Annotated in this window: 14 protein-coding genes, 1 tRNA gene and 2 pseudogenes; 2 read left to right on the top strand and 15 right to left on the bottom strand. The window is 57.6% G+C overall.

The annotated features are described in order from the left end of the window. Positions 1 to 83 precede the first annotated feature (83 nt). Both JS530_RS01370 and JS530_RS01365 read right to left on the bottom strand, forming a co-directional pair. Positions 84 to 920, bottom strand: coding sequence for a hypothetical protein (locus JS530_RS01370; RefSeq protein ID WP_214375649.1), 837 nt, complete (start codon positions 918 to 920; stop codon positions 84 to 86). A gap of 324 nt (positions 921 to 1,244) precedes the next feature. Further along, entirely contained in the window at positions 1,245 to 2,066 is an 822-nt protein-coding gene (locus tag JS530_RS01365; RefSeq protein ID WP_214375436.1) for a YoaK family protein, read from the bottom strand. A gap of 246 nt (positions 2,067 to 2,312) precedes the next feature. On the opposite strand from JS530_RS01365, the gene JS530_RS01360 reads away from it, so the two are divergent. Beyond that, positions 2,313 to 3,587 carry an OFA family MFS transporter gene (locus JS530_RS01360; protein WP_214375435.1) on the top strand — a complete coding sequence of 425 codons (1,275 nt, stop codon included), beginning with the start codon at positions 2,313 to 2,315 and terminating at the stop codon, positions 3,585 to 3,587. A 12-nt stretch (positions 3,588 to 3,599) separates the two neighbouring features. Here JS530_RS01360 and JS530_RS01355 read toward each other — a convergent pair. Next, positions 3,600 to 3,671, bottom strand: a tRNA-Thr gene (locus JS530_RS01355). 185 nt (positions 3,672 to 3,856) lie between these two features. Further along, on the bottom strand, positions 3,857 to 4,675 hold the full coding sequence (locus JS530_RS01350; protein WP_214375434.1) for a PhzF family phenazine biosynthesis protein: 819 nt from the start codon (positions 4,673 to 4,675) through the stop codon (positions 3,857 to 3,859). A gap of 148 nt (positions 4,676 to 4,823) precedes the next feature. Here JS530_RS01350 and JS530_RS01345 point away from each other — a divergent pair, with 148 nt between their 5' ends. Continuing rightward, on the top strand, positions 4,824 to 5,702 hold the full coding sequence (locus JS530_RS01345) for a LysR family transcriptional regulator (protein WP_214375433.1): 879 nt from the start codon (positions 4,824 to 4,826) through the stop codon (positions 5,700 to 5,702). A gap of 242 nt (positions 5,703 to 5,944) precedes the next feature. On the opposite strand, the pseudogene JS530_RS11025 reads toward JS530_RS01345, so the two are convergent. The 11 genes and pseudogenes from JS530_RS11025 to rpmB form a co-directional block, all read right to left on the bottom strand. Beyond that, positions 5,945 to 6,133, bottom strand: a pseudogene (locus tag JS530_RS11025) (winged helix-turn-helix transcriptional regulator); the annotation flags it as partial. A gap of 26 nt (positions 6,134 to 6,159) precedes the next feature. After that, positions 6,160 to 6,744 (bottom strand): putative DNA binding domain-containing protein, encoded by a 585-nt coding sequence (locus tag JS530_RS01335; protein WP_214375432.1) that lies wholly within the window; start codon positions 6,742 to 6,744, stop codon positions 6,160 to 6,162. Between the two features lie 41 nt (positions 6,745 to 6,785). Beyond that, entirely contained in the window at positions 6,786 to 6,899 is a 114-nt protein-coding gene (locus tag JS530_RS11020; protein WP_214375431.1) for an IS3 family transposase, read from the bottom strand. Positions 6,900 to 6,952: 53 nt separating this feature from the next. Next, positions 6,953 to 7,219: pseudogene (locus JS530_RS01325) on the bottom strand (transposase); the annotation flags it as partial. Between the two features lie 224 nt (positions 7,220 to 7,443). Then, positions 7,444 to 9,141 carry a metal ABC transporter substrate-binding protein gene (locus JS530_RS01320; RefSeq protein ID WP_214375430.1) on the bottom strand — a complete coding sequence of 566 codons (1,698 nt, stop codon included), beginning with the start codon at positions 9,139 to 9,141 and terminating at the stop codon, positions 7,444 to 7,446. Positions 9,142 to 9,348: 207 nt separating this feature from the next. Continuing rightward, positions 9,349 to 9,516: a 50S ribosomal protein L32 gene (rpmF, locus tag JS530_RS01315; RefSeq protein WP_214375429.1), complete on the bottom strand. Its 168-nt coding sequence runs from the start codon at positions 9,514 to 9,516 to the stop codon at positions 9,349 to 9,351. Further along, positions 9,516 to 9,638, bottom strand: coding sequence for a 50S ribosomal protein L36 (gene rpmJ, locus JS530_RS01310; RefSeq protein ID WP_012578244.1), 123 nt, complete (start codon positions 9,636 to 9,638; stop codon positions 9,516 to 9,518). The genes rpmF and rpmJ overlap by 1 nt, the downstream gene beginning before the upstream one ends. Positions 9,639 to 9,676: 38 nt before the next feature. Beyond that, positions 9,677 to 9,934 carry a type B 50S ribosomal protein L31 gene (locus JS530_RS01305; protein WP_214375428.1) on the bottom strand — a complete coding sequence of 86 codons (258 nt, stop codon included), beginning with the start codon at positions 9,932 to 9,934 and terminating at the stop codon, positions 9,677 to 9,679. A gap of 57 nt (positions 9,935 to 9,991) precedes the next feature. Beyond that, complete coding sequence (gene rpsN, locus JS530_RS01300) at positions 9,992 to 10,297, bottom strand: 30S ribosomal protein S14 (protein ID WP_214375427.1); 306 nt, start codon at positions 10,295 to 10,297, stop codon at positions 9,992 to 9,994. Between the two features lie 13 nt (positions 10,298 to 10,310). Further along, positions 10,311 to 10,481 (bottom strand): 50S ribosomal protein L33, encoded by a 171-nt coding sequence (rpmG, locus tag JS530_RS01295; RefSeq protein WP_214375426.1) that lies wholly within the window; start codon positions 10,479 to 10,481, stop codon positions 10,311 to 10,313. Positions 10,482 to 10,538: 57 nt separating this feature from the next. Continuing rightward, complete coding sequence (gene rpmB, locus JS530_RS01290; protein WP_214375425.1) at positions 10,539 to 10,775, bottom strand: 50S ribosomal protein L28; 237 nt, start codon at positions 10,773 to 10,775, stop codon at positions 10,539 to 10,541. Positions 10,776 to 10,822 lie beyond the last annotated feature (47 nt).

Raw genomic sequence — 10,822 nt, 5'->3', positions numbered from 1 at the left:
CGTCAAACGTACACTGAGCCATCCTCAGTGTACATTTGACGCGAGTTTTTGTATGAGTGTCCAAATTCTTGAGGTGAGCGAACTTAGGCGATGAATCGCACATAGGTACGGTCGTCGAACGAATCGTAACCTTCAACAAAACCCTTTGTGGACCGATACTCGCTGATGAGTTCCGGATCCTCGCGCTTGAGCCGCTGTAATTCGCGTCCACTCGCAGTAAGCGTAGGCTGCAGCACCGGGTAGCCATCCGAGGCGAGCACCACTTCATCGCCAGAGCTCACAGTCACTGTGCGAATCGGATATGTCAGGTCCGTGAACCCATCGAATACGAAGTATCCATAAGGGCCGCGCGCGTTGGCGAACTGGGATTGCAGGCGCAGAAATGGCAGAATCATGTCGCGGGCAGGGTCGGTGCTGTCCGTTGCGGAGCTGGACTCAGTGGAGTTGGCAGAGGATTGCTGCCTACGTAAAGCAAGCGTAGTGAATGCGCGCAGTTCTCCCAAGAGTTCGTCTACTCGCTTGACTGTAGGGGTCTGTTGACCATTGACCATGACTTGGCAGTCGCCGAATAACCATATCTCGCGCCGATGCACACTATAGATCACGGCATTGGCTTGCAGTCGTTCGATGGGTTCGTGAACAAGGATGTCGTAAGAGCCGCACTCGCGATAGGCCTGTTGAAACTGTGCGTCGATTGCCTGCTGCACTTCGCGCATCGTGGAGGTTACGGACAATCCGGCGATGGTCTCGAGGACATGATTCTTGGCAGCCACTCCGCTACTGGGGTGCCAGAGGTGCCGAATGCTTTTGCTGGTCACACCATCCACTACCGCAGCGAATCCGTCCGTAACAATGAGACCATCCTCGTTGAGCGACTGATCAAGCCGTTTACCTTGACAGAACTGCTCGATAATACGCATGACTGGTCTCCTTCGCTTCGGAACCGGTGCTGGATGGAAGATTGCGAAATTCTCCATGAGTTCACCTGCGATTTGCTGGACGCGCATAGTTCGGTAACGCGCCTCCGCTATATCTGATCGTAATACCGATGAAGTTAGGAAAAGGAATGATTATGCAGTCGAGCAACAACCATCAGGAATCGCATCATGACGACGCCTACTATGGCGGCGAGCGCCAGTACGACGCCTACATGTACGCCGAATACGGCATTGAGTGCTAAAAACCCGCAGTGCACGTACGCCAAAAGGGTACTCGGCGTACGTTTGGTGAGGGTTATGCGGTAATTATTTGCTGTCCGTGATCCAGCGGGCATCGGAATGGATATAGGGCAGCATCATGGCGATGACGGCGACGAGGCAAGCAATCATCACCATCAGAATCACATCCTCATGCCCGCGCGTCTGCAACGTCGCTCCAGTCAAGGCGCCGAGGGCCAACGCCAACATCACAATGGCTCGCCGACCAAGTTTTGACTGCTCATGACCATGCGCCGAAGTGTCAGCGATAATCCCAGTCAGCGTCATCGTGAGCACAGTCGTGGGCAGATCCGGCACCGAAAGCTTGCGCGCAGTGGAATTCTGGATACCCATAGCTGGGGCGAGCAGCACAATCAGCAGAATAATATGCAGATCAATATGCCGGGCAGTGGGGAAGTTCAGACTAGGCTGCGCGGCGCGGGCGATGGCTGAAGCATCAGTGCCACCCATCGAGGGCTCAGGCGCGAACTGATTGAGCAGGTAGATGCCGATGAGCGCAGCCGCCACAAAAGCCAGCTGAATTGACGTGGACACCAGCAGATGGCGCGCGCGATTAGCGCCGCAGTAATGAATAATGCGCCCGCCGATGAACGCTCCGATCATGAACGTGGCCAGCGTAAGCGCCGAAGTCCACCAGACGAAGCCCTGCGCATGGGCGAACGCAAAACCCAGAAAGACGATGTTGCCGGTCACATTGGCCACAAACACATGGCCGAGCGCCAAGTAGCTTAAAGCATCCACCAGCCCAGCGACGAACGTGAGAATGACCAGTGCGGGGGAAAGCAGGCCATAGCGATCATCTTTGCGAGGAACCAGCGTGCGTCCTGCTTCGGCAAGGTGTGAGGTCATGATATTCGGGGCTTTCTTTCTGTGTCAGCGATCTTCTCGGCATCCGAATGTGAACAATATCATGCCGTGTTCTTTAGTGACGTGTGCGTGCTGCCGGTGAAGTGGTGGTACAGTGCTGTTTGTCGGCGTCGACGGAATCAACGACGCCGGAGAAACGCACATTCATTATGTGGTGTTTGTGTTGCAGGGGTCGCTGATTCCGTACGACTGATGAGAAACGTACGAGAGTCGAAAGGATTCACCTGCATGGCCACCGTCAAGCAGTCTTCCGGAAACCGCTGGACCAGCGCAATCATTCCCGCACTGTTGATACATATCCCGATTGGCACCGTCTACTGCTGGAGTGTGTTCAAGCAGCTCATCGCCGATCAGCTGCACGTCAGCGCTTCCTCGGTGGAATGGGGTTTCTCGCTTGCGATTTTCTTCCTGGGCATGTCCGCGGCGTTCGCCGGACCGATGGTGGAGAAGGATATTAAGAAATCCGCGTTGGTCTCGATGATCTGCTTCGTGGTCGGTTTTGCGGGCACTGGTGTGAGCATTGCCTTGGGATTCCTGCCGGGTGTGTTCATCTGCTATGGCGCGATTATGGGTGTGGGCCTTGGCGTGGGGTATCTGACGCCGGTCAAGAATCTGATGCTCTGGTTCACGGATAATAAAGGACTGGCCACAGGCGTTGCCGTCGCTGGATTCGGCTTGTCCAAGGCGCTGGCGAGCCCGGCGATGGAATGGCTGATTGGTGTCGTGGGGCTCGTCGGCATGTTTTATGTGCTCGCCGCGGTGTATGCGGTGATGATGGTCATCGGATTTCTGCTGATTCAGCGCCCGGCTGGTTGGTCCTACGATCCGGTTGCTTCGCATGTCAGCCGTTTGTCGATTCTGAAGAAGCCGGTGTTCTGGGGTATTTGGATGGCGTTCTATATCAATATCACCTGCGGTTTGGCATTGATCAGTCAGGAGAAGGACATTCTTCACGATGTGCTGCAGGCTTTGCCGCGGTATGCTGCTTTGGATGCTTCCGATTTTGCTGCTGCAATTGCTGGCATCATCGGTTTGGTGCTTGCGGTGGATTCCGTGTTCAATACGGCCGGTCGTGTGGGATTCTCCGCATTGTCTGACCACTTGAAACGCCGTGAAAGCGTGTATCAGGTGATCTTTGTGATGTCGATTGCAGTATGTGCGCTGCAGATGGTGACGGGCAGCATCGATAACGCGCTGTTGTGGGCTGTGCTCGCCATGCTGTTCCTGGTTAATGCCGGCTATGGTGGTGGCTTCTCTACGCTGCCGGTGCTGTTGGACCAGCATTTCGGTACCAAAACCGTGTCCACTACGCATGGTTTGACGCTGAGCGCATGGGCGTTTGCGGGATTGTCCGGCAATCAGCTGGCGTCGTTCGTGGTGACGCATGCGCCCGATCAAGCGCATCGATATGCGGCGCTGATTCCGGTGTTGACGGTGCTGTTTGTGGTGGCGCTGGCCAGTATTACTGCGGTTAAGGCTGTTGGCAGGCGCGGTATGAAGTGAAAGAATAGAGAGAGCCCCGAGTGAGAATTGGACTCACGACCTCTTCCTTACCAAGGAAGTGCTCTACCACTGAGCTATCGGGGCGGTGATGCGCTGGCGACTTACAGTTCGTCGGGCAACTTGCACAACAATACACGCAATCGCGTATTACGCAAATCACTCTTGTGTTGCCGCTTGAGGCCGGAGCTTTTGGGCTCTTTGGAGCTTCGCGCGTTGATGAAATTGGTTGCGAGCGTCATGCGAATACGGCTTTTGAGCTGTTGCCGCCATCAATCGGGCAGGATGGTGCCGATGGAGAACAGCGCTGCGCTGCCTCCGAGACTGACGCGACCGTCCTTGACCTTGGCATGGATGATGCCGCCGCGCGCCGAGGCCTGATATGCGATGAGCGCGTCTTTACCGAGGTGCCTGCTCCAGTACGGCAGGATATGGCAGTGGCCGGAGCCGCAGACCGGGTCCTCGGGGACGTTGAGCTTCGGCGCGAACGAGCGGGATACGCAGTCGAAGCTCGAGCCTGCGTCTCCTGCCGCTGTGACGTTGGTGAGCAGGCCGGGCAGGTTCTTGACCAGTTCCTGATTGGGATTGAGCCCGCGCACTGCGCGCTCGTCGGGCATCACGCACAGTAGGTCGCGGCCGAGCCACGCCTCGATGGGACGCGCGCCCAGGGCCTGTTCCATCGCATCGGTAACCGGTGTGGACTTCAGATCAAAGGCCGGGAAGTCCATTGTGAACACGTCGGCGCCGCAATCGGTGCTGCTTCCGCCGCGCTCGCGGGTCACGGTCAGTATGCCACTCATCGTACGGAACCACACCACATCGGCATTCGGCTCCACAAACCGCAGCACCACATACGCGGAGGCGAGCGTCGCGTGCCCGCACAGGTCGATTTCGCCGCCCGGCGTGAACCATCTCAGATGCCATCCCGCTGGCTCACGCACGACGAACGCGGTCTCGGAGAACCGGTTCTCCATCGCGATGTCCGCCATCAGCTCGTCCGAAGGCCACGATTCCGGCAGACACACCGCCGCCGGATTGCCCTTGAATACCTTGTCCGTGAACGCGTCCACCACATACTGCCGCATAGTCATGATTCATTCCCCTTCCGTGGAATCGATTCGGTTCGCGTGATTGCGCGGCCGATGGCGGCCATCGTATGACGGGCGCATACGATAAGTACAATCAAATCCGCTAATGAATGCATAAGCAATGCTTATGCATTGTCTATGATGGGCAATCATGGACAACCGGTATCTCGCCCTGCGGCACATCGTAGAATACGGCAGCTTCTCCGCGGCCGCCGACGAACTGCGATGCAGCCAGTCGGCCGTCAGCCAGATGATCGCCTCGCTGGAGAAGGAACTCGACATCACTCTGCTCAACCGGCAGCGAGGCGGATGCACGCTCACCGAGGAGGGACGACAGCTCTATCCACTCATCGAGCGCTATGTGGAGGACGGTCTGCGTATCCGCGAACGGACCGACGAGATCCTCGGTCTCGATACCGGCGTGATACGCATGGGTACTATCGCCAGCATCTCCGCCCACTGGCTGCCCGGACTCATCAGTGGATTCCAGCAACGCCACCCGAACGTGCGGTTCGTCCTGCATCAAGGTGACTACACCACCATCCAGGAATGGATCCACAACGGCACCATCGACTTCGGATTCATCAACCCCGCCGCCGCGCGCGACGTACAGACCATCACTATCAAACGGGGTGCCATGCTTGCCGTCCTGCCACAAGACCACCCACTCGCCGCACTCGATCGGGTGCCATTGGCTGCGCTCGCCAAGGAACCCATGATCTTGCTGGAGGAAGGCCACTACTCCGAGCCGTTGGAAGCATTCACGTCGATTGGGCTTAAACCGAACGTGCGGTTGCGCATCCACGACGACTATTCGATTATGACCATGGTCGAGGCTGGATTGGGTTTCAGCATCCTCGCCGAACTCATCCTCCACCGTACCAGCACCAACTACAAGCTCGCCTTACGTCCCACTGACCCGCCCGTGGAACGCACCATCGCGATCGCATACGCCGATCGCGACAGGCTCCCACTGGCGGCCATACGGTTCATCGAGCACCTGCAGGGTCATATCGACGCATTGCCCTGAACTGATCTGCGATCGATGTGTTGTATGTGTGCACACGAACGCAAAATTGTCTGATTCGCACTGGCGTGGTATTCAATTGTGCCACGCCAACGCATTTTCGGACTTCATACATTCGCGTGGCACGAAAATCGTGGGAATTCGGTCATTTCGAAATATGTGTCATGCCACGCCACTGCAAAAACAGTGAATGTGCACGATCGTGTACATATTTGGGCCGTTGTGTATATGCACGCGGTTTCACGTCATTCGTGGGATGTCTGATGTGGAGTGAGAATGCGCCATGTGCCGCGTCTGTCCGAACCAGTGCGTTCGATGAAACCGGCCTCTTGCATTGCGCGGAGAGTCCTCCACACGGTGGTGTACGACACGCTTAGTGCGTTAGCCGCCTGTCGATATGTGGTCGATGGATTGTTGCGCAGTAGCTCCAGAAGACGTTGCTCTCTGGTTACAGTTTCATTTACAGTTTCATTTGGATCTTTTCCTGCTCATGGGGGTCATGTACAGTCCCAGCCGGGCCATATTCGGCTTCATCGTGAGCAGGTAAACCGTCTTCGGCGGTGGTGCCTTCCACCCAGCGTACGGGGACGAATGCCTCGAACACGTCTCCGTCGTCGAGCACAGGGTCCTTGCCGGAGTAGGGCTTCGAGTACTTGTACAGGTTACGCATGCCGCTGCCGAGCTCGTCGGCAAGGCCGATGTTGCGGAAGAACTTCGCGATGAACGGATTCTTGGATACCGGTTTGAAGCTCGTGATGGCGAGCTGCCCTTGGAAGATGGCCTTGGACGCGTTCTCCGTATGGATGCCGTCGTTCAGGATGAGGAACTTGGCCGGGTAAGGGCCGACGAACTCGCGGTGGATCATCAGGTTCGAGACCAGTTCGCGGATGATGATGTCACGTGGGCTGACGGTCTGGTCGCCTTCCAGCATGAACCGGTCGGGCAGATATCGTTTCGCGAACTTGGAGATTTGCGACTGTGCCTCGATTAGGTTCGTGGCCACGATGAGTCGGTCATCGTAGCGGTCCAGGTTCTCGCGGCGCACGATCACGTCGGTTGGATTGGCGACAGTGTGTTGGACTGTTTCTAGAGGGTGTTTCCTTGTTGTATGAACTCCACGGGACTCATGTAATCGAAGGTCGAGTGGAGCCGTTGGTGGTTGTACCACCACACGTACCGGTTGATGCGGCGGCGCGACATGACGATGCCCTCGCGGCGCAGCGAGGCCCTGATCTTCCTGGCCCCGTACGTCTCGCCTCTTGTTCTGAAACATCCGCCTCCATCTCCAGCTGCCGGTTGCGTTTGCGCAATTCGACCGGCTCGTTCTGCTCCGGGGTCCGGTTGTCGGCGGCTTTCGTGGAGCCGCTGTTGCGGATGCCCTGCACCCACCGGTGCAGGGTGGAATGGTAGATGTCGTACTCGCGCTCGATCTTCACAGGAGGTTTGCCGTTCTCGCACAACTGCACTATCTGTCTCTTGAACTCCTCCGTGAACCTGCGCGGATGCCTCGGATCAGCCATGACCATCAACTCCTTCGTTGCCTGGTCCCTCACAAAACCGTCCAATACCTTGTAGCCAATCCAATCTGGTACTTCGTGCGAGCATGTACTTTGAGGGTCAAATGCTGGAGGCGGGATGAATATGGCAACGGGGATATCTGCGCATACGCAAGTATCCCCGTATTGCATGGTGCGATACCGGTATCTGCCGGGGCAGAAGGCGGCATCGCGGGTCAGGGAAGGAATCAGTGAGCCAGCATCTCGGTGGCTACTTCCTCCTTGCTCATGGACGCCGGGTAATACGTGGGCCAGTTGTCCATTTCCTTCAAGGTCTCTTCTTGGGAATCATTGCCCATGAAGATGTGGAAGTGCGCGGCCTTGGTTGGCGCGATGCCGTGATCCGAGAACTGCACGATCTTCGGTGCACCTTCGGGCGCGTCGCCGGTGGCGGTGAACAGATAGCGCACGCCGCGATTGCCCTTGGCGTAGTCGAGGATTTTGAGGCCGCTGTACTCATAGGTGGCGGTGGCCGTCTTGCCGCCTCGGGTGAAGCTCATCTGATCGCCCTTGATGGCGATCCTCTCCACATCGGTCTTATAGCCGACGTCGTAGTACTTCGTGTATTCGGCTGCGGTCATGTCGCCCTTCTTGGCCTTGGCTTCCATCGCCTTGTCGAGTGTGCCGTCCTGGAGCAGCGGGTAGACGGATTGCCACTCGCCCTCGTAGTCGGACAGGCTGCGGTCCTTGACGTCCTGGGTCAGGAAGTAACCGTTGGTGGTGTCGGTGGCCAGAGCCTGGTTGGCGATCAGCGTGAGCCAGCCAAGCAGCGTCTTCTGGTTCTCCGGCAGCTGTTCGGTTACGGAGATGATCGTCTTGTTGCTGGATTGCGCGGCCTCGTTGAGTTTCTTGGCGAAGCCGTTCATTTCCTGCGGATTGACGACGAGCAGGTCCACGTCATTGCCGGAGACGATGTTCAGGGCGTTCTTGAGGTCCGCCGCGGAGGGCTCGGCTTCGCTGTTCATCGCGTTCGTGTAAGTTGCGGGAGTCTTGTCGATTGCACCGATGTATTCCAGCAGATAGCTGATGATGGATTCGGTGGCCACATAGCGGCGCTGCACGTCGGTGGAGCGGGCCTTGTTCACTAGGGTCACGAAGTCGGCGTACTCGCCATTCCACTCGTTGAAGTGACGCTGAGCGGTGGCGGCGGTGGCGGAACTCGCGCCGGCTTTGTCCGTATAGGCGGCGTTGATGGCCTCGGCGGTTTTCAGCACGGCTTCGGGGCTGAACCACAGGTGCGGGTTCGTGGAACCGTGGTGATGATGATGTCCTTCCTCGCCGTCGGCGTGGTCGTGGTCATGCTCGTGCTCCTCGGTGGCGGTGATGCCCATGAGATCGCCTACGTTCACAACGGCTTGACGCTTGGTATCAAGCTGTGCTTTCTCAGCCCAGCCGTCATAGCCTGCGCCGTTGAGCACCACGATGTCCGCCTTGGCGAGTTTGGCTAGGTCGGATGCGGTGGCCTCGTAATCGTGTGGGTCGGCGGAGGTCGAGTTGATGAGCGAAGTCACTGTGGCGCAGGAGCCGCCGAGCTGTTGGGCCAAGGATCCCCATTGGTTGACTGAGGCGACCACGGTGAAGGTGGTGTCGCAGGAGTCATTGGTGGCGTCTGCGGCTGGGCTCGCGGTGTTGCCTACGGTTGATGAAGTCGAGCCGTTTGGCTTGAGGAAGGTGAATGCGCCGAGAATCAAGACGCCTAGTACGGCGCCGATAACGAAAGCGACGACAATGCCGATGATGGTGTTGCGTTTGGAGACGGTGGTTGCGACAGCGGATGCATTGCTGCTGCGCGCGGTGCTATCGGATGCACTGCCGCCAATCGGGCTGTCGGTCTGATGGTTCTTGGAGCGATTGGTTGAGGGCTGGCTGGTATTTGGATCAGTCATGCTCTGACTTTCTACCTAATGTTTTTCTCTCGAAAATACGTGTGGATATATGCGGATGGTCGGTCGATATGGTAGCGGCGGTTCGCGCCCGTGAACGGCGGCATGTGGAGGAAATAGGAGAAGAACACGTGCCGTGACTATTCGGGGCGGAACCGCCGCTGTCATGTTGTTGCGAGACTTGGTGGATGTGGAATCCATCGATGGTGGTTATGGTTTCATATACCCCTTTCGTACGGCGGCGGCCAGATTCTGCGGAACCTGAACCGCTTCGCCTTCGGGTGTTCTGACCGTGGCCAACTGGGGTACTTTGGCCTTCCAATTGGCTCGGCGAGAATGCGTGTTGGCTCGGGACGTCTTGTATTTGGGCAGTGCCATCAGCCTTGCCTTGCCTTCCAGTGGGGATTCTTCTTGTTGATCACGTACAGGTGGCCGCGCCGACGGACAACATAGGAACCGTCTTTGCGAGCCAGTGAGCGGACTGATGCTTTGACTTTCATGTCCGTTCCTTTCTTGTTGCGGATGGGGTGGGTTCGGACTACTTCCTGCCGTATCGGGCGTTGAACTTCTGCACCTGGCCGGCGGTGTCGAGCACCACGTTCTTGCCGGTATAGAACGGGTGGCTGTAACTGGACACCTCCACGTTGACGAGCGGGTAGATGTTGCCGTCCTCCCAGTCGATGGTCGGCAGATTGTTGGCCTTGAAAACCAGTGTGGATTTGGTCAGGAAGTACTTGTCGGCGGAGCGGTCATAGAAGACCACGGGGCCGTATTCGGGGTGGATGCCTTCTTGCATGGTTATGGACCTTTGGTTGTGATTGATGGTTATTGGATTGCGGCCGCGCCGGTGAAATCACCAGCTGGACTTCACCACGCCGGGCAGCTCGCCCTTGTGCGCCTTCTCGCGCAGGTTGATGCGCGAGAGTCCAAACTTGCGGTTGTAGGCACGCGGGCGGCCGCCGATGGAATCGCGGTTGCGCAGGCGGGTGGGACTGGCGTCGCGGGGGAGTGCCTGCAGTTTGCGCATCGCCTCGGCGCGTTCTTCGGCACTCAGATGCGGGTTGACGCTGTCGCGCTTGTACTCGGCGCGGCGTTCAGCGTATTTGGCGACCATGCGTTCGCGCTGCAATTGCCGGTTGATCTTACTGGTTTTGGCCATGTCTGGCTCCTTCTCAGCGGGTTTCCCGGAACGGCACCCGTTTGCGGACCACCGGGTCGAACTTGATGAGTTCGAGGCGATCCGGTGTGTTGCGACGATTCTTGGTGGTGGTGTAGGTGAAGCCGGTGCCTGCGGCGGATCGCAAAGTGATGACCGGACGTACTGCGGCGGATTTGCTTGCCATGATTGGTGCTTTCTATCGGGTGTCAGGGTATGGATTGCGGATTGCGTCTTGCGCGCGTCAGTTGAGTTCCTGATTGCGCTGAATGCGCGCGAGGGCCGCCTCGATGCCGATGCGGTCGATGGTCTTTATGCCCCGGGCGCTCACGGTAAGGGTGGCGTGGCGCTGCAGGGACGGCACCCAATACCGCTTGGATTGCAGGTTCGGGGCGAACATTCGGCGTGTTTTCCTGTGCGAGTGGGAGACGCTGTTGCCGACCCCGGCGCGCGTTCCCAGAATTTGACATGTTTTGGACATGCCTGCGACTATATCATAATGATAATCATTATCAAATTAGAAAGGCT

The organism is Bifidobacterium colobi, from assembly GCF_018555455.1.
Classification (GTDB): domain Bacteria; phylum Actinomycetota; class Actinomycetes; order Actinomycetales; family Bifidobacteriaceae; genus Bifidobacterium; species Bifidobacterium colobi.
Note: the sequence above shows the minus strand (reverse complement) of the source record. Positions and strands in the feature narration are given on the sequence as shown.